The sequence below is a fragment of the Streptomyces rubellomurinus genome (genome assembly GCF_000961885.1).
GTDB classification, from domain to species: domain Bacteria; phylum Actinomycetota; class Actinomycetes; order Streptomycetales; family Streptomycetaceae; genus Kitasatospora; species Kitasatospora rubellomurina.
Window position 1 is genome coordinate 39,045 of sequence record NZ_JZKH01000008.1, and the last position, 24,563, is coordinate 63,607.

The 24,563-nt window shown below is 70.7% G+C and carries 28 protein-coding genes; 2 read left to right on the plus strand and 26 right to left on the minus strand.

The window, feature by feature from the left end:
• The first annotated feature begins 149 nt into the window (after window positions 1-149).
• Entirely contained in the window at window positions 150-1,142 is a 993-nt protein-coding gene (locus VM95_RS38585) for an LAETG motif-containing sortase-dependent surface protein (protein ID WP_052707174.1), read from the plus strand.
• A 51-nt stretch (window positions 1,143-1,193) separates the two neighbouring features.
• Here the strand turns inward: VM95_RS38585 and VM95_RS06165 are convergent, their stop codons facing one another.
• From VM95_RS06165 to glmS, 4 genes are all read right to left on the minus strand, one after another.
• Window positions 1,194-2,450, minus strand: coding sequence for an alpha/beta fold hydrolase (locus VM95_RS06165; protein ID WP_078859634.1), 1,257 nt, complete (start codon window positions 2,448-2,450; stop codon window positions 1,194-1,196).
• Window positions 2,447-3,646 (minus strand): alanine racemase, encoded by a 1,200-nt coding sequence (alr, locus tag VM95_RS06170; protein WP_045693026.1) that lies wholly within the window; start codon window positions 3,644-3,646, stop codon window positions 2,447-2,449. The genes VM95_RS06165 and alr overlap by 4 nt, the downstream gene beginning before the upstream one ends.
• 337 nt (window positions 3,647-3,983) lie before the next feature.
• Window positions 3,984-5,447, minus strand: a complete 1,464-nt coding sequence (locus tag VM95_RS06175) for a bifunctional ADP-dependent NAD(P)H-hydrate dehydratase/NAD(P)H-hydrate epimerase (RefSeq protein ID WP_045693027.1) — start codon at window positions 5,445-5,447, stop codon at window positions 3,984-3,986.
• Between the two features lie 320 nt (window positions 5,448-5,767).
• Window positions 5,768-7,624, minus strand: a complete 1,857-nt coding sequence (gene glmS / locus VM95_RS06185) for a glutamine--fructose-6-phosphate transaminase (isomerizing) (RefSeq protein WP_078859640.1) — start codon at window positions 7,622-7,624, stop codon at window positions 5,768-5,770.
• A gap of 99 nt (window positions 7,625-7,723) precedes the next feature.
• Between glmS and coaA the strand changes: the two genes are divergently transcribed.
• Entirely contained in the window at window positions 7,724-8,719 is a 996-nt protein-coding gene (coaA, locus tag VM95_RS06190; RefSeq protein WP_045693030.1) for a type I pantothenate kinase, read from the plus strand.
• Between the two features lie 63 nt (window positions 8,720-8,782).
• Here coaA and glmM read toward each other — a convergent pair whose 3' ends face one another.
• From glmM to VM95_RS06300, 22 genes are all read right to left on the minus strand, one after another.
• A complete protein-coding gene (gene glmM / locus VM95_RS06195; protein WP_045693031.1) occupies window positions 8,783-10,147 on the minus strand; it encodes a phosphoglucosamine mutase in 1,365 nt (454 codons plus the stop codon).
• A gap of 166 nt (window positions 10,148-10,313) precedes the next feature.
• Window positions 10,314-10,817, minus strand: a complete 504-nt coding sequence (gene rpsI, locus VM95_RS06200) for a 30S ribosomal protein S9 (protein ID WP_045693032.1) — start codon at window positions 10,815-10,817, stop codon at window positions 10,314-10,316.
• Window positions 10,818-10,863: 46 nt separating this feature from the next.
• Complete coding sequence (rplM, locus tag VM95_RS06205) at window positions 10,864-11,307, minus strand: 50S ribosomal protein L13 (RefSeq protein ID WP_045693033.1); 444 nt, start codon at window positions 11,305-11,307, stop codon at window positions 10,864-10,866.
• Window positions 11,308-11,538: 231 nt separating this feature from the next.
• Window positions 11,539-13,197 carry an ABC-F family ATP-binding cassette domain-containing protein gene (locus VM95_RS06210; RefSeq protein WP_045693034.1) on the minus strand — a complete coding sequence of 553 codons (1,659 nt, stop codon included), beginning with the start codon at window positions 13,195-13,197 and terminating at the stop codon, window positions 11,539-11,541.
• A 41-nt stretch (window positions 13,198-13,238) separates the two neighbouring features.
• On the minus strand, window positions 13,239-14,153 hold the full coding sequence (gene truA / locus VM95_RS06215; RefSeq protein ID WP_045693035.1) for a tRNA pseudouridine(38-40) synthase TruA: 915 nt from the start codon (window positions 14,151-14,153) through the stop codon (window positions 13,239-13,241).
• A gap of 79 nt (window positions 14,154-14,232) precedes the next feature.
• Entirely contained in the window at window positions 14,233-14,709 is a 477-nt protein-coding gene (rplQ, locus tag VM95_RS06220; protein WP_045693036.1) for a 50S ribosomal protein L17, read from the minus strand.
• 129 nt (window positions 14,710-14,838) lie between these two features.
• A complete protein-coding gene (locus VM95_RS06225; RefSeq protein ID WP_030055844.1) occupies window positions 14,839-15,861 on the minus strand; it encodes a DNA-directed RNA polymerase subunit alpha in 1,023 nt (340 codons plus the stop codon).
• Between the two features lie 145 nt (window positions 15,862-16,006).
• Entirely contained in the window at window positions 16,007-16,414 is a 408-nt protein-coding gene (rpsK, locus tag VM95_RS06230) for a 30S ribosomal protein S11 (protein WP_030232513.1), read from the minus strand.
• A 72-nt stretch (window positions 16,415-16,486) separates the two neighbouring features.
• Complete coding sequence (gene rpsM, locus VM95_RS06235) at window positions 16,487-16,867, minus strand: 30S ribosomal protein S13 (RefSeq protein WP_030259703.1); 381 nt, start codon at window positions 16,865-16,867, stop codon at window positions 16,487-16,489.
• A gap of 177 nt (window positions 16,868-17,044) precedes the next feature.
• A complete protein-coding gene (gene rpmJ / locus VM95_RS06240) occupies window positions 17,045-17,158 on the minus strand; it encodes a 50S ribosomal protein L36 (protein WP_003956441.1) in 114 nt (37 codons plus the stop codon).
• A gap of 56 nt (window positions 17,159-17,214) precedes the next feature.
• Entirely contained in the window at window positions 17,215-17,436 is a 222-nt protein-coding gene (gene infA, locus VM95_RS06245; RefSeq protein WP_003956442.1) for a translation initiation factor IF-1, read from the minus strand.
• Window positions 17,437-17,630: 194 nt separating this feature from the next.
• Window positions 17,631-18,056 (minus strand): large conductance mechanosensitive channel protein MscL, encoded by a 426-nt coding sequence (gene mscL, locus VM95_RS06250; RefSeq protein WP_045693037.1) that lies wholly within the window; start codon window positions 18,054-18,056, stop codon window positions 17,631-17,633.
• Between the two features lie 131 nt (window positions 18,057-18,187).
• A complete protein-coding gene (gene map, locus VM95_RS06255) occupies window positions 18,188-19,027 on the minus strand; it encodes a type I methionyl aminopeptidase (RefSeq protein ID WP_045693038.1) in 840 nt (279 codons plus the stop codon).
• A gap of 116 nt (window positions 19,028-19,143) precedes the next feature.
• Window positions 19,144-19,797: an adenylate kinase gene (locus VM95_RS06260; protein WP_045693039.1), complete on the minus strand. Its 654-nt coding sequence runs from the start codon at window positions 19,795-19,797 to the stop codon at window positions 19,144-19,146.
• Window positions 19,797-21,107, minus strand: a complete 1,311-nt coding sequence (gene secY, locus VM95_RS06265) for a preprotein translocase subunit SecY (protein WP_045693040.1) — start codon at window positions 21,105-21,107, stop codon at window positions 19,797-19,799. The genes VM95_RS06260 and secY overlap by 1 nt, the downstream gene beginning before the upstream one ends.
• 337 nt (window positions 21,108-21,444) lie before the next feature.
• Window positions 21,445-21,897, minus strand: a complete 453-nt coding sequence (gene rplO, locus VM95_RS06270; protein WP_030280790.1) for a 50S ribosomal protein L15 — start codon at window positions 21,895-21,897, stop codon at window positions 21,445-21,447.
• A gap of 2 nt (window positions 21,898-21,899) precedes the next feature.
• Window positions 21,900-22,082 carry a 50S ribosomal protein L30 gene (gene rpmD, locus VM95_RS06275; RefSeq protein ID WP_030055835.1) on the minus strand — a complete coding sequence of 61 codons (183 nt, stop codon included), beginning with the start codon at window positions 22,080-22,082 and terminating at the stop codon, window positions 21,900-21,902.
• Entirely contained in the window at window positions 22,082-22,702 is a 621-nt protein-coding gene (gene rpsE / locus VM95_RS06280; protein WP_045693041.1) for a 30S ribosomal protein S5, read from the minus strand. Before rpsE ends, rpmD begins: the two co-directional genes overlap by 1 nt.
• Window positions 22,703-22,750: 48 nt before the next feature.
• Complete coding sequence (gene rplR, locus VM95_RS06285) at window positions 22,751-23,134, minus strand: 50S ribosomal protein L18 (RefSeq protein ID WP_030280785.1); 384 nt, start codon at window positions 23,132-23,134, stop codon at window positions 22,751-22,753.
• Between the two features lie 3 nt (window positions 23,135-23,137).
• Entirely contained in the window at window positions 23,138-23,677 is a 540-nt protein-coding gene (gene rplF, locus VM95_RS06290) for a 50S ribosomal protein L6 (RefSeq protein WP_045693042.1), read from the minus strand.
• 22 nt (window positions 23,678-23,699) lie between these two features.
• Window positions 23,700-24,104, minus strand: coding sequence for a 30S ribosomal protein S8 (gene rpsH / locus VM95_RS06295; RefSeq protein WP_045693043.1), 405 nt, complete (start codon window positions 24,102-24,104; stop codon window positions 23,700-23,702).
• A 272-nt stretch (window positions 24,105-24,376) separates the two neighbouring features.
• The gene (locus VM95_RS06300) at window positions 24,377-24,562 is read right to left on the minus strand and encodes a type Z 30S ribosomal protein S14 (protein WP_030055830.1); all 186 of its coding nucleotides are present in this window, start codon (window positions 24,560-24,562) and stop codon (window positions 24,377-24,379) included.
• Window position 24,563 lies beyond the last annotated feature (1 nt).

Consider the following 24,563-nt stretch of genomic DNA (forward strand, 5'->3'; position numbering starts at 1 on the left):
GCCCCCCGCTCTCATCCGATTCTCATGAAGCGGCTACGGTCCTCCCAACCTGTCCTTCCGGACGTGTGTGCGAGCCCGGCTCCCGCCCGTCCGGTCCCGTTCGCCCCGGGGCCCCAGCGGTCCCGGCCGGCTTCCCAGAGGTCCGATCCATGAAGCTCCGCCGCGGTGTCGCGATTCCGACCGCCGCCGTCCTCGCCTCGGCCGCCGTGCTCGCCGCCGCGCCGCTCGCCGCCGCCACGCCGGTGCCGACGCCCACCGCGACGCCGACTGCCGCGCCCACCGGCACCGCGACGCCCACCGCGACCGCGACCGCCCCGGCCACCGCCGCGCCCACGGCCACGGCCACCGGCACGCCGACCGCGGCGCCCACCGCGACCGCGACTCCCACGCCCACCGCGACCAGCAGCCAGGACCCCACCGGCCTGATGGTCCTCCCCAAGATCACGACCAAGGGCTTCCCGACCAACGTCGTCGCGGGCGCCCCGGCCGTCGAGTTCAGCGCCGAGATCGCCAACACCTCCGGCCACGAGTCGCTGTTCTGGCCGTACCTGGTCATCGGGACGGCCCACAACAAGCTGACCGCCGCCCAGGTCAAGCTCCAGTACCAGGACCCCAACACCAAGGCCTGGAAGAACGGCACGCCGGACAACAACGGTCTGCTGGCCCAGATCCAGGACCTCGGCGACGAGCCGTTCTACCTGGCCAAGGACGAGAAGCTGACGATCCAGCTCAAGCTGGCCTTCACCGCCGACACCGAGGCGGACTACGCCGCCGTCGAGCTGGCCGGGCTCTACTTCGACCTGACGCGCGACCACAACGAGGGCCCGGGCTTCCCGGTGAGCCCGGTCTCCAGCTTCACCATCGCCGCCGCCAACGGCACCGGCGCGGGCGGCGGCAGCACCCCGGTCACCCTGCCGGACGCCAACGCCCGGAAGCAGGGCGAGGCGGGCAAGGCCAAGCCGTCCGCCGACACGGTCGCCAAGGCCAAGTCGAAGGCCGCCAGCCGCAGTGGCGCCAACCTGGCCGAGACCGGTGGCGGCAGCAACACCACCGCGATCGCCCTGACCGGTGGCGCCGTGCTCGCCGTCGGCGCCGGCACCCTGGTGTTCCTGCGTCGCCGCAAGGCCGGCGCGAGCGCCTGATCCGGACGCCCCGGCCCGGCACCCCTCACCCGGGGTGCCGGGCCCCGGCGTTCACGCGGGGTCGAGCGCGGGGCCCGGCGGCTCGGCCGCCCCGCGGAACTCCGCGGCGCGCCTGAGCAGCGCGGCCAGCTCGCGGTCGACCAGCTCCGGGCGCTCCAGCATCACCAGGTGCCCGGCGCCCTCCACCAGCACCAGCTCCGCGCCCGGCAGCCGCTCGGCCATCGTCTCGCTGTGCGCCGAGGGCGTCAGCAGGTCCTTCGTCCCGGCCAGCACCAGCGTCGGCAGGCCGCGCAGCCCGGCCAGCGCCTCGTACTTGTCGTGCGCGCCGAACACCGGGTAGAACTCCGCGACCACGTCGATCGGCGTCGCGTCCAGCAGCTGCTCGGCGAAGCGCACCACGCCCGGGTCGACGTCCTTGCCGCCGAACGAGAACCGCCGGTAGAAGACGCCCGTCACGTCCGAGCCCAGCCGCCTGGTCGCCTCCACCAGCTCGACCTGGCGGCCCAGCAGCTTCACCACGCCCGGCGCGACCTTCTTGAACAGCTTCGCGCCGGCCTTGGGCAGGCCCAGGCTCACCTCGTTCCAGTCCCCCGCCAGGGTGCCGATCAGCGCCACCCCGGCCACCCGCTCCCGGAACAGCTCCGGGTGCTGGTCGGCCAGCGCCATCACCGTCATGCCACCCATCGAGTGCCCCACCAGCACCAGCGGCCCGGTCGGCGCGACGGCGTCGAGCACCGCCTTGAGGTCCCCGCCCAGCTGGTCGATGCCGGCCGGCTCGCCCGTCAGGTACGAGCGGGAGCGCTCGGAGCGGCCGTGGCTGCGCTGGTCCCAGAAGACCATCCGCACGCCCTCGCGCAGCGCGGCCCGCTGGAAGTGCCAGCTGTCCTGGTTGAGGCAGTAGCCGTGGCAGAACACCACGGTCAGCGGCTCGGGGCCGTCGCCGCCGGCACCGTCGCCGTCCGGCTCGGCCCAGCCGGTGCCGTCCAGCTCCACGTAAAGCTCGGTGCCGTCCGGCGCCGGAACCGTCAGCGGGCGGCCGCGCAGCGAGCCGTACGGGGCGCTGGCGTCCAGCTCGTCCCGGACCCGGCGGCGCATCGCCCGGCCGACCGTCAGCCGTTCTATCGCCACCCCGGCGGCCGCACCGGCCGCCAGCACACCGACCGAGATCCCGATCACACCGGCCCGGGACACCCCGGGCGTCCCGGAGGCGCCGGAAGCCGCACCGGCCGCCGCCCTGACCGCGTCGACCGCCTCGGCGGCCTTCGCCACCGCCGCGGCCGCGCCGCCCTCGGCCGGTGCGTCCGTCATGCCGACAGGCCCTCGGCGCCGCTGCCGCCCACGTAGCGGCGCGGCACCCGGCCGCCGATCCGGGTGACGATCTCGTACGAGATGGTGCCGGCGGCCCGGGCCCAGTCCTCGGCGGTCGGCTCGCCGCGCTCGCCGTTGCCGAACAGCAGCACCTCCTCGCCGATCGCGGGGGTGTCGCCGCCCAGGTCCACCACGAACTGGTCCATCGCCACCCGGCCCGCCACCGCACGCCACTTGCCGGCGACCTGCACCGGGCCGGAGCCGCTCGCGTGCCGCGGGATGCCGTCGCCGTAGCCGACCGGGACGAGGCCGAGGGTGGTCGGCCCGGGCGTCGTGTAGTGGTGGCCGTAGCTCACGCCGTGACCGCCGGGAACGTGCTTGACCAGCGCCAGCCGGGCACTCAGCGCCATCACCGGGCGCAGCCCGAAGTCGGCCGGCGAGCCCACCTCGGGCACCGGCGAGAGCCCGTACGCGGCCAGGCCGGTGCGGACCAGGTCGAAGTGCGACTCGGGCAGCAGCAGCGTGGCCGGCGAGTTCGCCAGGTGCCGCACCTCCGGGCGCAGCCCGGCCGCCTCGGCCACGTCCAGCGCGGTGCGGTACGAGTCCAGCTGGGCCCGGATCGACGGGTGACCAGGCTCGTCGGCCGCCGCGAAGTGCGACCAGATGCCGACGACCCTCAGCAGCCCCTCCGCCTCGGCGCGGCGGGCCGCGGCCACCAGCTCCGGCCAGTCGTGCGGCTGGCAGCCGTTGCGGCCCAGGCCGGTGTCGGCCTTCAGGTGCACCCGGGCCGGGATGCCGGTCTCCCGGACGGCGGGCAGCAGCTCGTCCAGCGCCCACCGGCCGCTCACCGAGATGTCCAGGTCAGCGCGCAGCGCCTCCCGCCACGGGCCGCCCGGCGTCCACAGCCAGCACAGCACCCGGGCCTGCTCCGGGCGGATCCCCGCCGCCCGCAGCGCCAGCGCCTCCTCCGGCATCGCGCAACCGAGCCAGCCGACCCCGTTCGCCACCGCCTCCCGGGCACACGCGACCGCCCCGTGGCCATAGGCGTCCGCCTTGACCGCGAGCATCACCGCCGTGTTCCCGACGCGCTCCCGCAGGGCGGCGAGGTTGCCGCGCAGGGCGCCCAGGTCGATGGTCGCCTCGGCCCGTACGCCGTCGGTGAGGGGGACTGTGCCGGTCGTGTTCGCTGTTGTCATCAGGGTCAGTCTCCCAGACGTCCCGGAGTCCTCGCCGAACGGCCCATCGGCGCGGCGGCCGACGACGACCGGCCGGCACCGCGCCGACCTGCGGCGAACCGCCCGTCCGCCCAGCTGAGGACGCCACGCCCGGACGCTCCGGTTCCGCCCCGCCACTCCGGCGGTAGCCGGATACGACCCGACTGGCAGCCTCGGCCGACCTGCCGAGCCGAACCCTCACGCGGACCGCAGCCCACGCCATGGCGGCGGGCCACCGATCAGCGGAGCCGGGCGCGGCTGCCGGGCACCACCACCGGCTCCCGGCGGTCCCCGCAGCCGCATGCCCGGCCCCCGCCGGTCAGGCCTGCCGGACCGCGCGCCAGACCGCCGGGAGGGCCTCCGCCACGGCCAGGGCCGTCACCGGCGCGCCCGGGGCGCCCGCCGCCTCGCGGCCCGCCAGGCCGTGCAGGTAGGCCGCGACCGAGGCCGCGTCCAGTGGGGGCAGGCCCGCGGCCAGCAGGGAGCCGGCCAGGCCGGCCAGGACGTCGCCGCTGCCCGCGGTGGCGAGCCAGGAGGTGCCGGTGGGGTTGACCCGGACGGCGCCGCCCGGGTCGGCGATCACCGTGGTGGAGCCCTTGAGCAGCACGGTCGCCCGGTAGGCGGCGGCGAGCCGACGGGCGGTGGCGAGGCGGCGCGCGGCCAGGTCGTCGGCGGCCGCGGGCGCGCCGCCGTCCGCGCCGGCGAGCAGCCGGGCGGCCTCGCCGGTGTGCGGGGTGAGCAGGGTGGGTGCGGTCCGGCCGGCCAGGGCGGACGGGCCGATCCGGCCGAGCTCGGTGAGCCCGTCCGCGTCGACGAGCACCGGGACGTCGCTCGCGAGAGCCTCGGCCAGCGCCTGCCGGGCCCCCTCACCGCCGCCGGGCCCGACCACCCAGGCCTGCACCCGCCCGGCCCCGGCGGGCCCGCCCTCGGTCACCAGCGTCTCGGGAAAGCGCCGCACCACTTCCTCCGCCGCCGCTCCGACGTACCGGACGGCGCCCGCGCCGCCCCGCAGCGCCCCGGCCACGGCCAGCAGCGCCGCGCCCGGGTAGGTCGCCGAGCCGGCCGCCACCCCGACCACGCCGCGCCGGTACTTGTCGCTCTCCGCGCCGGGCAGCGGCAACAGCGCAGCCACGTCCGCGTGCTGCAGGGCCGTCAGCTCCGGCTGCGGCAGCGTCAGCCCGATGTCCACCAGCTGCACGGCACCCGCGTACGAGGCCCCGGGGTCGATCAGCAGCCCGGGCTTGTACGTGCCGAAGCAGACCGTGACGTCCGCCCGCAGCGCCACGCCCGGCACCTCGCCGGTGTCCGCGTCCACCCCGCTGGGCAGGTCCACCGCCACCACCACCCCGCGCCGCCGGGCCTCGGCGTACGGGACGGCCCCGGGGCGCAGCCCGCCCCGGCCGCCGATGCCGACGATGCCGTCCAGGACGAGGTCCGCGCACGAGAAGTCGGCCAGGCCGACTTCCTGCTCCGCCGTCACCCGCCCGCGCGCCGCCCGCAGCGCGGCCAGCCCGCCCGCATGCGCCTTCCCGGGCGCCAGCAGCACCGCCGTCACCCGCGCCCCGCGCCGGGCCAGCGCCGCCCCGGCGTACAGGGCGTCACCCCCGTTGTCCCCGCTGCCCACGAGCACCGTCACCCGGCTGCCGTACACCCGGCCCAGCAACCGGGCACACGTGGCGGCCAGCCCGGCGGCCGCCCGCTGCATCAGCGCGCCCTCCGGCAGCCGCGCCATCAGCTCGGCCTCGGCGGCCCGAACGGTTTCCACAGGGTGTGCATGACGCATGCGGGAGCTCCTTCAGCAGTCGGCCGACGCCGGATCGCGGCACCCCTTCGAGTGGCCTCTCCACCGATCCCCTGTCGGCACCGGACGGTACGCCTACGTTGGCACTCGTGGATCTCCTTCAGGCGTTCCTGAGGCTGCACGTGCCCCAGGGATTCACGATCGAACTCTTCCGACCCTGGGAGGAGATCATCGTGACCGCACCTTCCGGGGGCAGGAGCCGTGGTCACTGCCAGCCGGCATCGCGCTCGTTCTGGAAGTCAACGCTCGACACGGCGCCCCTGCGGTAGGGCACAGCCACCGCAGGGGCGCCGGCGCCGTCACTACTCGACCGTGACCGACTTCGCCAGGTTGCGCGGCTGGTCGACCTCGTGGCCCTTGGCCGTGGCCAGCTCGCAGGCGAAGACCTGGAGCGGGACGGTGGAGACCAGCGGCTGCAGCAGGGTCGGGGTGACCGGGATGCGGATCAGGTGGTCCGCGTACGGGACGACGGCCTCGTCGCCCTCCTCGGCGATCACGATCGTGCGGGCGCCGCGGGCCCGGATCTCCTGGATGTTGGAGACGATCTTGTCGTGCAGGATCGACCGCCCGCGCGGCGAGGGCACGACCACCACGACCGGCAGCCCCTCCTCGATCAGCGCGATCGGGCCGTGCTTGAGCTCGCCCGCCGCGAAGCCCTCGGCGTGCATGTACGCCAGCTCCTTGAGCTTGAGCGCGCCCTCCAGGGCCACCGGGAAGCCGACGTGGCGGCCGAGGAACAGCACCGAGCGGGCGTCGGCCAGGGAGCGGGCCAGCTCGCGCACCGGCTCCATGGTCTCCAGCACCTGCTCGACCTGCTTGGGCGCGTCGCCGAGCTCGCGGATGACGGCGAAGATCTCGTCGCCCCACTTGGTGCCGCGCACCTGGCCCAGGTACAGGGCGACCAGGTAGCAGGCCACCAGCTGGGTGAGGAACGCCTTGGTGGACGCGACCGCGACCTCCGGCCCGGCGTGGGTGTACAGCACCGCGTCCGACTCGCGCGGGATGGTCGAGCCGTTGGTGTTGCAGATCGCCAGCACCTTGGCGCCCTGCTCGCGCGCGTGCCGCAGCGCCATCAGGGTGTCCATGGTCTCGCCGGACTGCGAGATGGCGATGACCAGCGTGCCGGGGCCCATGATCGGGTCGCGGTAGCGGAACTCCGAGGCGACCTCGACCTCGCAGGGGATGCGGGTCCAGTGCTCGATCGCGTACTTGGCGATCATGCCGGCGTGGAACGCGGTGCCGCAGGCGACGATGACGACCTTGTCGACGGAGCGCAGCTCGGCGTCCGAGATCCGCAGCTCGTCGAGGGTGAGCCGGCCGTCGGTGCCGATCCGGCCGAGGAGGGTGTCGGCGACGGCCTTCGGCTGCTCGGCGATCTCCTTGAGCATGAAGTAGTCGTAGCCGCCCTTCTCGGCGGCGGAGGCGTCCCAGTCGACGTGGTACTCGCGCACGTCGGCCGGGGTGCCGTCGAAGTTGGTCACCGTGACGGCGTCGCGGCGCAGCTCGACGACCTGGTCCTGGCCCAGCTCGATCGCCTCGCGGGTGTGCGCGATGAACGCGGCGACGTCCGAGGCGAGGAAGTTCTCGCCCTCGCCGCGCCCGACGACCAGCGGCGAGTTGCGGCGGGCGCCGACCACCACGTCGGGCGCGTCGGCGTGGACGGCCACGAGGGTGAAGGCGCCGTCCAGCCGGCGGCAGACGACCCGCATGGCCTCGGCGAGGTCGCCCTGGTAGGCCTCGCCGAGCAGGTGGGCGACGACCTCGGTGTCGGTCTCGGAGCGCAGGGTGTGGCCGCGCTCGGCGATCTCGGCGCGCAGCTGCGCGAAGTTCTCGATGATGCCGTTGTGCACCACGGCGACCTTGAGGTGGTCGTCGAGGTGGGGGTGGGCGTTGGCGTCCGTCGGGCCGCCGTGGGTGGCCCAACGGGTGTGGCCGATGCCCGTGGTGCCGCCGGGAAGAGGGGTCTCGGCGAGCGACTTCTCCAGGTTGGCGAGCTTGCCCGCCCGCTTGTCGGTGACCAGGACCCACTGCCCATCGGGGTCCTGCGTCTGTACCGCTACTCCGGCCGAGTCGTAGCCCCGGTACTCCAGTCGCTGCAAGCCAGCGATGACGACGTCGAGGGCGGACTGAGCGCCCACATATCCAACAATTCCGCACATGCGTGCCAGCATAAGGGCGGTTTCGCGCCGCTTTTCCCGGCTCTCCGGAACGTTGGGTGACCGACACCACAACCACCGTGAACGGGGCGACGGCTCACAATGGAGCATGTGCTGACCGAACTCTGTACGCGGGGCGCCCCCGCGCCCGGCCCCTCGCCGTCCCCCTACGTGGACCTCAGCAGGGCCGAGTGGAGCGCGCTGCGCGAGCGAACGCCGCTGCCGTTGACCGCCGAGGAGGTCGAGCGACTGCGCGGCCTCGGCACCGCCCTCGACCTGGACGAGGTCCGCGACGTCTACCTGCCGCTGTCCCGGCTGCTGAACCTGTACATCCACGCCACGCACGAGCTGCGCGGCGCGCTGGGCACCTTCCTGGACACCCCGGACACCGAGCGCACCCGGACGCCGTTCATCATCGGCGTGGCCGGCTCGGTGGCGGTCGGCAAGTCGACCACCGCGCGCCTGCTGCAGGCCCTGCTCGCCCGCTGGCCCGAGCACCCCCGGGTCGAGTTGGTCACCACGGACGGCTTCCTGCTGCCCAACGCCGAGCTGCGCCGCCGCGGCCTGATGGCCCGCAAGGGCTTCCCCGAGTCGTACGACCGCCGGGCGCTGATGCGCTTCGTCGCGGACGTGAAGGCGGGCAGGGAGCGGGTCTCCGCGCCGGTGTACTCGCACCTGGTGTACGACATCGTGCCGGACGAGGTGCTGACGGTGGAGCGCCCCGACATCCTGATCGTCGAGGGCCTGAACGTGCTGCAGCCGGCGCTGCCCGGCAACGACGGCCGCACCCGGCTCGCGGTGGCCGACTACTTCGACTTCTCGATCTACGTCGACGCCCGCACCGACGACATCGAGCACTGGTACCTGGACCGCTTCCGCAAGCTGCGGCAGACCGCCTTCCAGGACCCGAACTCCTACTTCCGCCGCTTCACCGAGGTGCCGGAGGAGGAGGCGATGGAGTACGGCCGGCAGGTCTGGCGCACCATCAACAAGCCGAACCTGCTGGAGAACGTGCTGCCCACCCGCGGCCGGGCCACCCTGGTCCTGCAGAAGGGCCAGGACCACAAGGTCCGCCGTGCGCTGCTGCGCAAGCTCTGAGCGCAGCGCAGGAGAAGGGCCCCGCACCGAGCGGGGCCCTTCTCCTGCGTAGAGCGGCGGGGGTCAGCCCAGGTGGGTGCGGACGGCCTCGGCGAGCCGCTGCGCGACGGCCTCGGACTGCGCCGCGTCCGCGGCCTCGACCATGACCCGCACCAGCGGCTCGGTGCCGGACGGGCGCAGCAGCACCCGGCCGGTGTCGCCCAGTTCGGCCTCGGCGGCGGCGACGGCGGCGGCCAGCTCCTCGCTGGTCCGCACCCGCGCCTTGTCGACGCCCTTGACGTTGATCAGCACCTGCGGCAGCCGGGTCATCACGGCGGCCAGGTCGGCCAGCGGCTGCTTGGTGGCGGCCAGCCGGGCGCCCAGCATCAGGCCGGTCAGGGTGCCGTCGCCGGTGGTCGCGTGGTCGAGCAGGATGACGTGGCCGGACTGCTCGCCGCCCAGCGCGAAGCCGTGCTCCTTCATCGCCTCCAGCACGTACCGGTCGCCGACCGCCGTCTCCACCAGCTCGATGCCCTCGCGGCGCATCGCCAGCTTGAAGCCGAGGTTGGACATCACGGTGGCCACCGCGGTGTTGCGGCGCAGCGTGCCGGCCTCCTTCATGGCGACGGCGAGGATCGCGATGATCTGGTCGCCGTCGACCTCGTTGCCGTCCGCGTCGGCGGCCAGGCAGCGGTCGGCGTCGCCGTCCAGGGCGATGCCGAGGTCGGCCTTGTACTCCTTCATCGCGGCGCGCAGCCGGTCCAGGTGGGTGGAGCCGACGCCGTCGTTGATGTTGAGGCCGGTGGGCTCGGCCCCCAGGGTGTGGACGACCTCGGCGCCGGCCCGGGCGAAGGCCTCGGGGGCGACGTAGGCGGCCGCGCCGTGGGCGCCGTCGATGACGACCTTGATGCCGTCCAGGCGGTTGGGCAGCACACCGATCAGGTGGGCGACGTACTTGTCGAAGCCCTCGGTGTACTCGCGCACCCGGCCGACCGCCGCGCCGGTCGGGCGCTTCCAGTCCTCGTCGCCGAGCGTGTGGGTGCGGTAGTGGGCCTCGATCGCGTCCTCGATCCGGTCGTCCAGCTTGTGGCCGCCGCGGGCGAGGAACTTGATGCCGTTGTCCGGCATGGCGTTGTGGCTGGCGGACAGCATCACGCCGAAGTCGGCGCCGAGCGCGCCGGTGAGGTACGCGACGGCCGGGGTGGGCAGCACGCCGACCCGCAGGACGTCGACGCCGGCGCTGGCCAGGCCGGCGATGACCGCGGCCTCCAGGAACTCGCCCGAGGCGCGCGGGTCCCGGCCGACCACCGCGACCGGCCGGTGGCCGTCGAAGGCGCCGGCCTCGCCGAGCACGTGCGCGGCCGCGACCGACAGCCCGAGCGCCAGCTCGGCCGTCAGGCCCTCGTTGGCCACGCCGCGAACGCCGTCCGTACCGAAGAGTCGTCCCACTGTCCCGTCCTCCATCACCATGCTCGGAACCCCACCGATGACCCGGCCGCCGCACGATAGCCGGGGAACACGTCGCCCCGGAGTACACGGGGTACTCCGGGGCGACGGTTTCGCGCGACCAGGGGGGCGACGCCGCCAGGGCGGTCCGCACCCCCCGGGGACGCGATTAGCGCTTGCTGTACTGCGGCGCCTTGCGGGCCTTCTTCAGACCGGCCTTCTTGCGCTCGACGGCGCGGGCGTCACGGGTCAGGAAGCCGGCCTTCTTCAGCGCGCCGCGGTTGTTGTCCACGTCGGCCTCGTTCAGGGCACGGGCCACGCCGAGGCGCAGCGCGTAGGCCTGGCCGGACACGCCGCCGCCGCTGATGCGGGCGATGACGTCGTAACGGCCGTCCAGCTCCAGGAGCTTGAAGGGCTCGTTCACGGTCTGCTGGTGCACCTTGTTGGGGAAGTAGCCCTCGAGGGTGCGACCGTTGATCTTCCACTGGCCGGTGCCGGGGACGATGCGCACGCGGGCGATCGCCTCCTTGCGGCGGCCCAGGCCGGCGCCGGGGACGGCCTCGCCGAAGCGGCCGGCCAGGGACTCGGAGGTGTAGCTCTCCTCGGAGGTGTACTCGCCCTCGACGACGGTCTCGTCGAAGTCGACCTCAAGGGTTTCAGTGGTCTCGGCCACGGTGTTCCTCAGCTCTTTTCAGTGATGGGGGGCTTGGTGGCCGGAATTACTGGGCGACCTGGGTGATCTCGAACGGAACCGGCTGCTGGGCCGTGTGCGGGTGCACCGGGCCCGAGTAGACCTTCAGCTTCGAGAGCATCTGACGGCCCAGGCTGTTCTTGGGGATCATGCCCTTGATGGCCTTCTCGACGGCCTTCTCGGGGTTGTTCGCCAGCAGGTCGTCGTAGCGCACCGAGCGCAGACCGCCCGGGAAGCCCGAGTGGCGGTAGGCCAGCTTCTGGGTCTTCTTGTTACCGGACAGGTGCACCTTGTCGGCGTTGATGATGATGACGAAGTCACCAGTGTCAACGTGCGGCGCGTAGATCGCCTTGTGCTTGCCCCGGAGGAGGTTGGCGGCCTGGGAGGCCAGGCGGCCCAGCACGACGTCGGTCGCGTCGATGACGTGCCACTGACGCTGGACGTCGCCGGGCTTGGGGCTGTACGTACGCACGGTCGTAGCCTTCGCTTTTCAGTGAGTGAGTCCTGACAGGAGCACCCGGACGGAAGAGCAGCCTGGCCACCCTTGGACGCAATTCAAGGGGGACCGCTGGTCGTCGACCTGATGTCTCCGGCGTACCGACCTCTCACGTGAGATAGAGCGAGCCAATACGCACATCAAGCGTCCAGGTTACCGGGCGGGCCGGGAGGGGTCAAAATCCCCTCCCGGCCCGCCCCCCGTCACTCAGCGTTCGCGCTCGACCCGGGTGACGTCCCAGACCGGTTCGGGCGACTCGAAGACCCGACCGTCCGCGCCGAACACCAGGAAGCGGTCGAAGGTCCGGGCGAACCAGCGGTCGTGCGTGACGCACAGCACGGTGCCCTCGAAGGCCTCCAGCCCCGCCTGCAGCGCCTCGGCGCTCTCCAGGTCCAGGTTGTCGGTCGGCTCGTCCAGCAACAGGGCCGTCACGCCGTCGAGTTCGAGCTTGAGGATCATCAGCCGGGCCTGCTGTCCGCCGGACAGCGACTCGAACTTCTGCTCCTCCTGGCGGTCCAGCTCGTAGCGGCGCAGCGCGCCCATCGCGGCGCCGCGGCTGAGCGCGTGCTCCTCCTCGATGATCGAGCGGACGGTCCGGCCGAACAGCTCCGGGTGGGCGTGGGTCTGCCGGAAGTGGCCGGGGACGACCCGGGCGCCGAGCTTCCAGTCGCCGCTGTGGGCCACCGTCCCGTCGCCGGCCAGCAGCCGCAGCAGGTGCGACTTGCCGGCGCCGTTGGCGCCCAGCACGGCGACCCGCTCGCCGTAAAAGACCTCCAGGTCGAAGGGCTGCATCAGGCCGGTGAGCTCCAGCCGCTCCATGGTGAAGGCGCGCACGCCGGTGCGCCCGCCCTTGAGCCGCATGGTGATGTTCTGCTCGCGCGGCGGCTCCTCCGGCCGGCCGGCCTCCTCGAACTTCTTCAGCCGGGTCTGGGCGGCCGCGTAGCGGGTGGCCAGGGCGTGGCTGACGGCCGCGGCCTGGCGCAGGGTGACGACCAGCTTCTTGAGCTTGGCGTGCTCCTCGTCCCAGCGCCGGCCGAGCTCCTCGAAGCGCGCGAAGCGGTCCTTGCGGGCCTCGTGGAAGGAGTCGAAGCCGCCGCCGTGCACCCAGACGCTGCTGCCCGCCGCGCCGGACTCGACCGAGATGATCTTGTCGGCGGTCTTCGACAGCAGCTCGCGGTCGTGCGAGATGAACAGGACGGTCTTCGAGGTGGCCTTGATGGCCTCCTCCAGCCAGCGCTTGGCCGGGACGTCCAGGTAGTTGTCGGGCTCGTCGAGGAGGAGCACCTCCTCCGGGCCGCGCAGCAGCGCCTCCAGCACGAGCCGCTTCTGCTCGCCGCCGGAGAGGGTGCTCAGGCCGCGCCACTGGGCCTTGTCGAAGGGCATGCCGAGGGCCGCCGTGGTGCAGACGTCCCAGTCGGTCTCGTAGTCGTAGCCGCCGACGTCGGCCCAGTCGGAGAGCGCCTGGGCGTAGGCCATCTGGGTCTTCTCGTCGTCCTGGGCGATCATGGCCAGCTCGGCCGCGTCCACCGCGCGGGCGGCGACGGCGATCCGCTCGGGGGCGACCGACACCAGCAGGTCGCGCACCGAGGCGTCGGCGGGCAGCGCGCCCGGGGTGTTCTGCTGGTCCTCGCGGCCGGTGGTGCCGACGAACTGGCGCATCACGCCGAGCCCGCCGCTGATCGTCACCGAGCCGCCGTGCGGCTGGAGGTCGCCCGCGATCATGCGCAGCAGGGTGGTCTTGCCGGCCCCGTTGGCGCCGACCAGGGCGACCGCGGCGCCCTCGCCGACCCGGAAGGACGCGTCGTCGAACAGCACCCGCCCGTCCGGCAGGTAGTACTCAAGGTGCGAAATCTCGACGTGTCCCATGCGGACGATTGTCCCAAGCGGACACGCCGAGCCAAAACCGATTAACCAACCACCGCGGGCTGCCCCGGCAGGGTGCGCAGCCGCCGGGCCTGGCGGTTGCGCTCGGCCAGCTGGTCGTCCGGCGGGTAGCCGACCTCCTCCAGCGTGAGCCCGTACGGCCGGATCACGTTGACGGCCGAGTTGCGCACGCCGCCCGCCAGCACCTCGCCGGGGAACTCCACCGGCCGGTGTCCGTCGCCGACCAGCAGCATCGCGCCGACCAGCGCCCGGACCATGTTGTGGCAGAAGGCGTCGGCCCGGACGGTGGCGACCGCGAGGGTGCCCTCCTGCGCTGCGTAGGTGTCCACCGGGACGCGGTCCCAGTGCAGCTCCAGCAGGGTGCGGATGGTGGTGGCGCCCTCGCGCTTCTTGCAGTACGCGGCGAAGTCGTGCTCACCGAGCAGCAGCTTCGCGGCGGCGTTCATCTTCTCGACGTCCAGCGGCCGGTCGTGCCAGAGCACGTGCCCGCGCAGCAGCGGGTCGACGCCGCCGGGGTGGTCGGCGACCCGGTAGGCGTACCGGCGCCAGATCGCCGAGAAGCGGGCGTCGAACCCGGCGGGCGCCTCGCCGACCCGGTAGATCCGGACGTCCCCGGGCAGCCGCCCGGCCAGCCGGCGCAGCAGCTTCTCCCGGTGCGCCTCCCACAGCTCGGCCGGCAGGTCGACGTGCGCGACCTGGCCGCGCGCGTGCACCCCGGCGTCGGTGCGGCCGGCCACGGTCAGCGGGAACAGCTCCGCGCTGCGGGTGACCACCTGCAGCGCGCTCTCGATCTCCTCCTGCACGGTGCGGCGGCCGCCCTTCTGGCGGGCCCAGCCGGAGAACTCGGCGCCGTGGTAGGCGAGGTCGAGCCGGACCCGGACGTACCCCTGCGCGGGGCCGTCCTTCACCGGCGGCTGCTCGGCGCAATCGTTGAGCACTGCTTCCCAATCTCCATGGATGCGGAACGGGCCCGCTCCCCCATCACTGGGGAAGCGGGCCCGCGAACACCTAGCGGTGTCAGGCCTGCTCGGCAGCCTCGACCTCGGCGGTCTCGGTGGCCTCGACCTTGGCGTCGGCCTCCTTGACGGCACGCTTGGTGGCGGCCTCGGCCTCGCCGACGGCGGTCTGCGCGACGGTGAGCGCCTCGACCAGCTCGATCACGGCCATCGGGGCGTTGTCGCCACGACGGGGACCGATCTTGGTGATACGGGTGTAACCACCCGGGCGGTTCTCGTAGCGCGGCGCGATCTCGGTGAAGAGGGTGTGCAGGACCGACACGTCGGTGATGGTCTTGCGCACCAGGCGACGGTTGTGCAGGTCGCCCTTCTTGGCCTTGGTGATCAGCTTCTCCGCCAGCGGGCGCATCCGACGGGCCTTGGCCTCGGTCGTGGTGATGCGGCCGTGCTGGAACAGCTCCCGGCACAGACCGGCGAGCAGCAGCGGCTCGTGGTGCGGGCCGCCGCCGAGGCGGGCACCCTTGGTGGGACGCGGCATGGAATTACTCCTCGAATCTCCGACTGCGGCCGTACCAGGTACCGCAACGGGCGTACGGGCACTGTGCCCGCACGACTTTCACGACAGCGGAGGCGGTTCCTTCCAGAACCGCCCCCGCGGTCAAGTCTCTCAGTACTGCTCGGTCTCCGCGTAACCCGCGTCGTCCAGGTCGTCGGCGCCGAAGGCGTCGGCGGCGGCGGTCGGGTCGAACCCGGGCGGGCTGTCCTTGAGGGCCAGGCCCATGCCGGCCAGCTTCGCCTTGACCTCGTCGATCGACTTCGCACCGAAGTTGCGGATGTCGAGCAGGTCGGCCTCGGAGCGGGCGACGAGCTCACCCACGGTGTGGATGCCCTCGCGCTTGAGGCAGTTGTAGGAGCGGACGGTGAGCTCCAGCTCCTCGATCGGCAGCGCCAGGTCGGCGGCCAGGGCGGCGTCCGTCGGGGACGGGCCCATGTCGATGCCCTCGGCGTCGATGTTCAGCTCGCGGGCGAGGCCGAACAGCTCCACCAGGGTCTTGCCGGCCGAGGCCATGGCGTCGCGCGGACGCATGGCGGGCTTGGTCTCGACGTCGACGATCAGCTTGTCGAAGTCGGTCCGCTGCTCGACACGGGTGGCCTCGACCTTGTAGGTGACCTTCAGCACGGGGCTGTAGATCGAGTCGACCGGGATGCGGCCGATCTCCTGGCCGGAGGCCTTGTTCTGGACGGCGGAGACGTAGCCGCGACCGCGCTCGACGGTCAGCTCCATCTCCAGCTTGCCCTTGCCGTTCAGCGTGGCGAGGACCAGCTCCGGGTTGTGCACCTCGACACCCGCCGGCGGGGCGATGTCGGCGGCGGTCACGACGCCCGGGCCCTGCTTGCGCAGGTACATCACGACCGGCTCGTCGTGCTCCGAGGAGACGACCAGCTGCTTGATGTTGAGGATGAGGTCGGTCACGTCCTCCTTGACGCCCGGCACGGTGGTGAACTCGTGCAGGACGCCGTCGATGCGGATGCTGGTGACAGCGGCACCCGGGATCGACGACAGGAGCGTGCGGCGCAGGGAGTTGCCGAGGGTGTAGCCGAAGCCCGGCTCCAGCGGCTCGATCACGAACCGCGAGCGGAACTCGTCGACGACCTCTTCGGTCAGCGACGGACGCTGAGCGATAAGCATGGGGGTGAATCCTCCAGTTGTCTTCGGCACCCACTATTTGATGCCGACAGGACCAAGCGTACGGGCTCCCGCAAGAAACGGGAGCCCGTACGAGGTTTACAGCAGAACCCAGCGTGCCCGGGTCGTCCCCGAAGGGACGATCGGGTCAGACGCGGCGGCGCTTCGGCGGACGGCAGCCGTTGTGCGGGGTGGGGGTGACGTCCTGGATCGAGCCGACCTCCAGGCCGGTGGCCTGGAGCGAACGGATCGCGGTCTCGCGGCCGGAGCCCGGACCCTTCACGAAGACGTCAACCTTGCGCATGCCGTGCTCCTGCGCGCGACGGGCAGCGGCCTCGGCGGCCATCTGCGCGGCGAACGGGGTGGACTTGCGCGAGCCCTTGAAGCCGACGTGGCCGGCAGAGGCCCAGGAGATCACGTTGCCCGCGGGGTCGGTGATCGAAACGATGGTGTTGTTGAACGTGCTCTTGATGTGCGCGTGGCCGTGAGCGACGTTCTTCTTTTCCTTGCGGCGGATCTTCTTCGCGCCGGCAGCCTGACGACCCTTGGGGGGCATAAGTCTGTTCTCCTACTGAGGTGGTCGGTCCGCTGACCCGCGGGCCGGAGGGATGTCCGGTTACGGGACGGACTACTTCTTGCCCGGCTTCTTCTTGCCGGCGATCGCGCGACGCGGGCCCTTGCGGGTACGCGCGTTGGTGTGGGTGCGCTGGCCGCGGACCGGCAGGCCACGGCGGTGACGCAGACCCTCGTAGCAGCCGATCTCGACCTTGCGGCGGATGTCGGCGGCCACCTCACGGCGGAGGTCACCCTCGACCGTGTAGTTGGCGTCGATGTACTGGCTCAGCTTGACCAGGTCTTCCTCGGTGATGTCGCGAACGCGGACATCCGGGTTGACGCCGGTCTCGGCGAGGGTCTGCTGGGCGCGGGTACGGCCGATGCCGTACACGTAGGTGAGGGCGATCTCGATCCGCTTCTCACGGGGGAGATCAACGCCGGCGAGGCGTGCCATTCATGGCTCCTGTGGTTCTTCAGAGGTCTGGCGTGCCGCCTACTCCGTCATCTCTCGATGAGGGAGCCCCGGCCTCTGACCGGGGGTGGCAGTCCGGCCCCGTGGGGACGGATCGGGCAGCCCGCGTATGACGTTTTTCGCGTCGCGCGAAGTACTACGAGAAATGCTGGGGAGAGATCAGCCCTGGCGCTGCTTGTGGCGCAGGTTGTCGCAGATCACCATGACCCGGCCGTGGCGGCGGATCACCTTGCACTTGTCGCAGATCTTCTTGACGCTCGGCTTGACCTTCATGTTCAGGTTCTCCGGGTCTAGATCTGACGCCACCGCCGCGAGGCGATGATGTGACTTTACTTGTAGCGGTAGACGATCCGGCCGCGCGTGAGGTCGTAGGGGCTGAGCTCCACGACGACCCGGTCGTCCGGCAGGATGCGGATGTAGTGCATGCGCATCTTGCCGCTGATGTGCGCGAGGACCTTGTGACCGTTCTGCAGCTCGACCTTGAACATCGCGTTCGGAAGAGACTCGATCACGGTGCCCTCGATCTCAATGGCGCCTTGCTTCTTAGCCATGAACTGCGAGATCCACCTTCCGGGACCGGCTACCGTATGCGGAACGCTCGTGCGAACCTGGATTCACCCCAGCCCCGAAGGGAAGAGGGCGTGCCGAAGCACGCTACGAGTGAGCCGACGGTCCATCCTACGTCAGCGATTCGGGTGGACCAAAACCGGGGCCCCGGAAGGCGACCACCGTCACACCCGGACGGTCAGTACGCGGTGGGGGCGACCAGCGGCTCGACGTGGGCGGTGCAGGCCGAGCAGCGGCGGGCCGCCTCGGGGATCTCGGTCAGGCACTCGGGGCAGGGGCGCATCGGGGTCTTGGGCTTCTTCGGCAGGTAGCGCGCGGTGGCCTTGCCGATCGGCAGCACGATGCAGAAGTACAGCACCGCCGCGGTCATCACGAACGCGATCAGCACGTTCAGGAACTGGCCGTACGGGAACTTCACCCCGGCGATCGTCGCCGTGTACGAGCTGAAGTCGCCGGCCGCGCCGACCACCACACCGACCAGCGGGGTGAGGAAGGCGGACACGAAGCCGGTCACCACCGCGGTGAACGCGGCACCGATGACGACACCGACCGCCATGTCGACGACGTTGCCGCGCATCATGAAGTCGCGGAATCCCTTGAGCACGTGCTCTCTCCTGAACGCTCGGAAGCTCGAACTGCCTCTGCCAGCCGTTAAAAATAGGACAAAAGCCCTGGAGGTCCAAACCTCCAGGGCTCTGATCCCTTGTCAGGAGCGGCAGTTGGCCGCCTCCGCCACTACGCGAGCGGGTCCGGAGCGGCGGTGATCCCCAGCTTGGCCAGCTCGGCCTTGCCGCCGTCGAAGGCGGTCAGCACCAGCGGGCCCTGCTCGGTGACGGCCACCGAGTGCTCCCAGTGCGAGGCCCAGGTGCCGTCGTTGGTGACGACCGTCCAGTCGTCCTCCAGCACGGTGGTGTGCGGGGTGCCCAGCGAGACCATCGGCTCGATCGCCAGCACCGTGCCGGGGACGAGCTTCGGGCCCTTGCCGCGGCCGCGCTCGACGTAGTTCAGCACGTGCGGCTCCATGTGCATCGCGGTGCCGATGCCGTGGCCGCCGTAGCCCTCGGTGATGCCCCACTTGCCCTTGGGCGGCAGCGGCTGGCGGCGGATGAAGCCCTCGATCGCCTTCGAGACGTCGACCAGGCGGTTGTTCTTCTTCATCTGGGCGATGCCGGCCCACATCGAGCCCTCGGTGACCCGGCTCAGCATCTCGACCTCGGGACGGACCTCGCCGACCGCCACGGTGATCGCCGAGTCGCCGTGCCAGCCGTCCAGGATGGCGCCGCAGTCGATCGAGATCAGGTCGCCCTCCTGCAGCACCCGGTCGCCCGGGATGCCGTGCACGACCTCGTTGTTCACCGAGGCGCAGATCACGCCCGGGAACCACAGGCCGCCGTGGTGGGCGCGGAAGTTCGAGGTGGCGCCGTGGTCGGTGATCACCTTGTCCGCGATGTCGTTGAGCTCCTGGGTGGTCACCCCGGGAGCGACCGCCTCGCGGCAGGCCTTCAGCGCCTCGGCGACGACCAGGCCGGCCGCTCGCATCTTGGCGATCTGCTCGGGGGTCTTGATCTCCACCATCAGGTCACGCCTTCCAAGTCCGGATTACCACTGCCTACCACCGTACGACGCCGAAAACGGCCGGGCCGCCCGCTCCACGGGCGACCCGGCCGTACGTGCGTACTCGCTGAGGAACCTCAGCCGTTCTGCTTCAGCGCCTCGATCGCGCGCTGGGTGACCTCGTCCACCTTGCCGAGGGCGGAGATCGTCGCCACCAGGTCCTGCTGGACGTAGTAGTCGATGATCGGCTCGGTCTCCGTGTGGTAGACCTCCAGCCGGGTGCGCACCTTGTCCTCGGTGTCGTCCGAGCGCTGGTACAGCTCGCCGCCGCACTCGTCGCAGACGCCCTCGACCTTCGGCGGGTTGTAGTCCACGTGGAAGACGTGGCCGCCGTCGTTGCGGCACAGCCGGCGGCCGGCGATCCGGCGGACGACCTCGTCCTCGGGGACCTCCAGGTCCAGCACGCCGTCGAGCTTGATGCCCTGCTCGGCGAGGAACTCGTCCAGCGCCTTGGCCTGGCCCAGGTTGCGGGGGAAGCCGTCGAGCAGGAAGCCGTTGGCGGCGTCGGGCTGGAGCATGCGGTCCTTGGCCATCCCGATGGTGACCTCGTCCGGAACCAGGCGACCCGCGTCCATGTAGCTCTTGGCCTCGAGCCCCAGCGGGGTGCCCTGACCGATGTTGGCGCGGAACAGGTCTCCGGTCGAGATGTGGGGAATGGACAGGGTCTTGGCGAGCAGGTGCGCCTGAGTACCCTTCCCGGCCCCGGGAGGACCAACGAGGACGATACGCATCAGCGGAGGAACCCTTCGTAATTGCGCTGCTGGAGCTGGCTCTCGATCTGCTTCACAGTTTCGAGTCCGACGCCGACGATGATGAGCACGCTGGTACCGCCGAACGGGAAGCTGGACTGCTGTCCGAAGGCGACCAGGGCGATCATCGGAATCAACGCGATCAGGCCCAGGTAGAGGGAACCCGGCCACGTGATTCGGGTCAGCACGTAGTTCAGGTACTCGGCCGTCGGGCGGCCGGCCCGGATGCCCGGGATGAACCCACCATACTTCTTCATATTGTCGGCAACTTCTTCGGGGTTGAAGGAGATGGCGACGTAGAAGAAGGCGAAGAAGACGATCAGCAGGAAGTAGGTGGCCATGTAGATCGGGTGGTCACCCTTGACGAAGTGCCGGTTGATCCACACTGCCCAACCCGCCTGGCTGTTGGTCAGCTGGACCACCAGGGCCGGGATGTACAGCAGCGACGAGGCGAAGATGACCGGGATGACACCGGCCTGGTTCACCTTGAGCGGGATGTACGTCGAGGTCCCGCCGAAGGACCGGCGGCCGATCATGCGCTTCGCGTACTGCACCGGGATCCGGCGCTGGGCCTGCTCGACGAAGATGACCAGCATCACGACGATGATGCCGACCGCGATCACGGACAGGAACTCGACCCAGCCGCCGCCGATGGTGCCCGACTGCTTGATGTTCCACAGCTGCGACGGGAACTGCGCGGCGATCGAGGTGAAGATCAGCAGCGACATGCCGTTGCCGATGCCGCGGTCGGTGATCAGCTCACCGAGCCACATGATCACGGTGGTGCCGGCGGTCATGGTGATGACCATGACGGCGATCCGGAACACGCCGGTGTCCGGAACGATCTCGTTGGCCACCGGGCAGCCCGAGAACAGCGCGCCGCTGGAGGCCGTCGCGACGATGCCGGTGCCCTGGAGCACGGCGAGCGCGATGGTCAGGTAGCGGGTGTACTGGGTGATCTTCGCCTGGCCGGCCTGACCCTCCTTCTTCAGCATCTCCAGTCGCGGGATCACGACCGTGAGGAGCTGGAGGATGATGCTCGCCGTGATGTACGGCATGATGCCGAGCGCGAAGATCGTCAGCTGCAGCAGCGCGCCACCGCTGAAGAGGTTGACCAGCCCGAACAGGCCGTTCCTCTTGCTGTCGCTCACACAGACGTTGACCGCCTGGAAGTTGACTCCCGGGATCGGGATGTGCGAGCCCAGCCGGAACAGCACCATGATGCCCAGCGTGAACAGCAGCTTCTTGCGCAGGTCGGGCGTCTGGAACGCCCGCGCGAACGCACTGAGCACGGTGCCTCCTGCGCCTCCCGCGCGTCGTCGGCGGGAGGGTCGGTCCTGATTGGGGGAGTTTGCGGTTCGGGCTCCCGTACAGACGGCACAGGCGAGCCTACGCGCAGCCTACAAGGGAACTCCACGGACTCTAACAGTGCGCGGCCACTCCGAAGAAGCGTGAGCCGGGACTCCCCCACTCACGGGGTACGGGATGCCCGGGTTTGCCACACAAAAGAACGAGGGTCGGCACCGGCTGATTTCGGCCCCGCGGTGAAAGCCCGGGTAAAAGCACGAGCCCCGCACCTCCCGGAGGAGGTGCGGGGCTCGAAGCCGGTGGTCGGCGGGGTCAGGGAGCTCAGACGAGCTCGGTGACCGTACCGCCGGCGGCCTTGATCTTCTCGGCGGCGGAGCCGGAGACGGCGTCCACCGTCACCTGCAGCGCGACCGAGACCTCGCCGGTGCCGAGCACCTTGACGAGGGAGTTCTTGCGAACCGCGCCCTTGGCGACCAGGTCCTCGACCGTGACCTCGCCACCCTGCGGGTAGAGCTCGGCCAGCTTGTCCAGGTTCACGACCTGGAACGTGATCTTGAACGGGTTCTTGAAGCCCTTCAGCTTCGGCAGACGCATGTGGAGCGGCATCTGGCCACCCTCGAAGCGCTGCGGAACCTGGTAGCGGGCCTTGGTGCCCTTGGTACCACGACCAGCGGTCTTACCCTTGGAACCCTCACCACGACCCACGCGGATCTTGTCGGTCTTGGCACCCGGGGCGGGACGCAGGTTGTGGATCTTGATCGGGTTGTCGCCCATGATCAGTCCACCTCCTCAACCGTCACCAGGTGACGGACCGTGTGGGCCATCCCGCGGATCTCGGGACGGTCCTCCTTCACCACGACATCGTGCATGCGCTTGAGACCAAGCGAACGCAGGGTGTCACGGTGGTTCTGCTTGCTGCCGATGTACGACTTGGTCTGCGTGATCTTCAGGCGAGCCATCAGGCGCTCACCCCAGCAGCACGAGCCCGCAGCAGGGCGGCGGGAGCCACGTCCTCCAGCGGCAGGCCACGACGGGCGGCGATCTCCTCGGGGCGGACGAGGCCCTTCAGAGCCACCACGGTGGCGTGCACGATGTTGATCGCGTTGTCCGAGCCGAGCGACTTCGACAGGATGTCGTGGATGCCGGCGCACTCCAGGACGGCGCGCACCGGACCACCGGCGATAACACCGGTACCGGGGGCGGCGGGCTTCAGCAGCACGACGCCGGCGGCCTTCTCACCCTGGATGGGGTGCGGGATGGTGCCCTGGATACGGGGGACCTTGAAGAAGTTCTTCTTGGCCTCCTCGACACCCTTCGCGATGGCGGCCGGAACCTCCTTCGCCTTGCCGTAACCGACACCCACGGTGCCCTCGCCATCGCCCACCACGACGAGCGCGGTGAAGCTGAAGCGACGGCCACCCTTGACAACCTTGGCGACACGGTTGATCGCGACGACGCGCTCGACGTAAGCGGTCTTCTCGACGGCCTGGGCGTTGCCCTGACCGTCACGCTTACGGTCGCGCCGCTCGCCACCCGTGCCGCGACCGGCGCCGCCTTCGCGGCGCTGGGGTCCAGCCATTGGAATTACCTCTCTCGTTTACGTCCGTCGACAGAGTCGACGAGCGGCTTAGAAGTCGAGCCCGGCCTCGCGAGCCGCGTCCGCCAGGGCGGCGATGCGGCCGGCGTACCGGTTGCCCGCGCGGTCGAAGACGACCGACTCGATGCCGGCGGCCTTGGCGCGCTCGGCGACCAGGCTCCCGACCTTCTTGGCCAGCTCGGTCTTGTCGCCCTCGGCGCCCTTGATGGACACGTCGAGGGTGGACGCCGACGCCAGGGTGTGACCCTTCGCGTCGTCGATGACCTGGGCGACCATGTGACGGTTCGAGCGCGTCACGACGAGACGCGGACGCACCTCGGTGCCGACGACGCGCTTGCGAACGCGGATCGCGCGGCGCTTGCGAGCGGCGCTCTTGTAGGCGTTGCCCTTGCCGATCTTGACAGAGACACTCATCGCTTACTTACCACTCTTTCCGACCTTGCGGCGGATGACCTCGCCCGCGTACTTGACGCCCTTGGCCTTGTACGGGTCGGGCTTGCGCAGCTTGCGGATGTTCGCGGCGACCTCGCCGACCTTCTGCTTGTCGATGCCGTCCACGTGGAACTTGGTGGGGGACTCGACGACGAAGGAGATGCCCTCGGGCGCGGTGACCAGGATCGGGTGGCTGTAGCCAAGCGCGAACTCCATGTCGGAGCCCTTCGCGTTGACGCGGTAGCCGACACCGCTGATCTCCAGCGACTTGCGGTAGCCCGCGGTCACACCGGTGATCATGTTCGCCACCAGCGTGCGGGTCAGGCCGTGCAGGGCCTTCGAGCGACGCTCGTCGTTCGGGCGGGTGACGAGCACGGTGCCGTCCTCGCCCTTGCCGATCTCGATCGGCTCAGCGACGACGTGGGTGAGCGAGCCCTTGGGGCCCTTCACCGAGACCGTCTGGCCATCGATGGTGACGTCCACGCCAGCGGGGACCTGGATGGGCAGCCGTCCAATGCGCGACATTGCTGTACCTCCGTTTCCCGAATTACCAGACGTAGGCGAGAACTTCTCCGCCTACGCCCTTCTTGGCGGCCTGCTTGTCGGTCAGGAGGCCGGAGGACGTGGAGATGATCGCCACGCCCAGGCCGCCGAGAACCTTCGGCAGGTTGGTGGACTTTGCGTAAACACGCAGACCCGGCTTGCTGATGCGCTTGATGCCGGCGATGGAGCGCTCACGGTTGGGGCCGAACTTGAGCTCGATGGTCAGCGTCTTGCCGACCACCTCCTCCAGGTCCTCAACCTTGTAGGAGGAGATGTAACCCTCCTGCTGCAGGATCTCGGCGACGTGCGCCTTGATCTTGCTCGACGGCATCGCCACGGAGTCGTGGTACGCCGAGTTGGCGTTACGCAGACGCGTGAGCATGTCTGCGATGGGGTCGGTCATGGTCATGATGGCCTCAGGCCTCTCTCGCCGTGGTTTCTCCGCACCAGGTCCCCTCGCCGCACTCCGGAGAGTGCGGAAAGGGCACAAGCGCAGGGGACCTACGACGTAGTAAGACTGGGTGCGAGCCCTCCCCAAGAGGGCCACGGACATCCATGGGGAAGCCGTGGCAGGGGGCCCGACCCCACTACCTTACGGGAATCCGTACGGCAGGCCCAAAACGGGCCGATGTGGGATCGGGCACCTCTGCTTCGCTGGCTGTGCCTAGAGCGCTGGGTTGATTACCAGGAGCTCTTGGTCACGCCCGGCAGCTCGCCGCGGTGCGCCATCTCACGGAGGCAGACACGGCACAGGCCGAACTTGCGGTACACCGAGTGCGGACGGCCGCAGCGCTGGCACCGGGTGTAGGCCCGGACGCCGAACTTCGGCTTGCGCTCGGACTTCGCGATGAGGGACTTCTTCGCCATT

What these genes read in the sequence shown, in the direction of transcription:
- VM95_RS38585 (WP_052707174.1), top strand. Translation starts at nt 150, where the DNA reads ATGAAGCTCCGCCGCGGTGTCGCGATTCCGACCGCCGCCGTCCTCGCC.
- VM95_RS06165 (WP_078859634.1), bottom strand. Translation starts at nt 2,450, where the DNA reads ATGACGGACGCACCGGCCGAGGGCGGCGCGGCCGCGGCGGTGGCGAAG.
- alr (WP_045693026.1), bottom strand. Translation starts at nt 3,646, where the DNA reads ATGACAACAGCGAACACGACCGGCACAGTCCCCCTCACCGACGGCGTA.
- VM95_RS06175 (WP_045693027.1), bottom strand. Translation starts at nt 5,447, where the DNA reads ATGCGTCATGCACACCCTGTGGAAACCGTTCGGGCCGCCGAGGCCGAG.
- glmS (WP_078859640.1), bottom strand. Translation starts at nt 7,624, where the DNA reads ATGTGCGGAATTGTTGGATATGTGGGCGCTCAGTCCGCCCTCGACGTC.
- coaA (WP_045693030.1), top strand. Translation starts at nt 7,724, where the DNA reads ATGGAGCATGTGCTGACCGAACTCTGTACGCGGGGCGCCCCCGCGCCC.
- VM95_RS06210 (WP_045693034.1), bottom strand. Translation starts at nt 13,197, where the DNA reads ATGGGACACGTCGAGATTTCGCACCTTGAGTACTACCTGCCGGACGGG.
- rplQ (WP_045693036.1), bottom strand. Translation starts at nt 14,709, where the DNA reads ATGCCGCGTCCCACCAAGGGTGCCCGCCTCGGCGGCGGCCCGCACCAC.
- VM95_RS06225 (WP_030055844.1), bottom strand. Translation starts at nt 15,861, where the DNA reads ATGCTTATCGCTCAGCGTCCGTCGCTGACCGAAGAGGTCGTCGACGAG.
- rpsK (WP_030232513.1), bottom strand. Translation starts at nt 16,414, where the DNA reads ATGCCCCCCAAGGGTCGTCAGGCTGCCGGCGCGAAGAAGATCCGCCGC.
- rpsM (WP_030259703.1), bottom strand. Translation starts at nt 16,867, where the DNA reads ATGGCACGCCTCGCCGGCGTTGATCTCCCCCGTGAGAAGCGGATCGAG.
- rpmJ (WP_003956441.1), bottom strand. Translation starts at nt 17,158, where the DNA reads ATGAAGGTCAAGCCGAGCGTCAAGAAGATCTGCGACAAGTGCAAGGTG.
- infA (WP_003956442.1), bottom strand. Translation starts at nt 17,436, where the DNA reads ATGGCTAAGAAGCAAGGCGCCATTGAGATCGAGGGCACCGTGATCGAG.
- map (WP_045693038.1), bottom strand. Translation starts at nt 19,027, where the DNA reads ATGGTGGAGATCAAGACCCCCGAGCAGATCGCCAAGATGCGAGCGGCC.
- VM95_RS06260 (WP_045693039.1), bottom strand. Translation starts at nt 19,797, where the DNA reads ATGCGTATCGTCCTCGTTGGTCCTCCCGGGGCCGGGAAGGGTACTCAG.
- rplO (WP_030280790.1), bottom strand. Translation starts at nt 21,897, where the DNA reads ATGGGCGACAACCCGATCAAGATCCACAACCTGCGTCCCGCCCCGGGT.
- rpmD (WP_030055835.1), bottom strand. Translation starts at nt 22,082, where the DNA reads ATGGCTCGCCTGAAGATCACGCAGACCAAGTCGTACATCGGCAGCAAG.
- rpsE (WP_045693041.1), bottom strand. Translation starts at nt 22,702, where the DNA reads ATGGCTGGACCCCAGCGCCGCGAAGGCGGCGCCGGTCGCGGCACGGGT.
- rplR (WP_030280785.1), bottom strand. Translation starts at nt 23,134, where the DNA reads ATGAGTGTCTCTGTCAAGATCGGCAAGGGCAACGCCTACAAGAGCGCC.
- rplF (WP_045693042.1), bottom strand. Translation starts at nt 23,677, where the DNA reads ATGTCGCGCATTGGACGGCTGCCCATCCAGGTCCCCGCTGGCGTGGAC.
- rpsH (WP_045693043.1), bottom strand. Translation starts at nt 24,104, where the DNA reads ATGACCATGACCGACCCCATCGCAGACATGCTCACGCGTCTGCGTAAC.
- VM95_RS06300 (WP_030055830.1), bottom strand. Translation starts at nt 24,562, where the DNA reads ATGGCGAAGAAGTCCCTCATCGCGAAGTCCGAGCGCAAGCCGAAGTTC.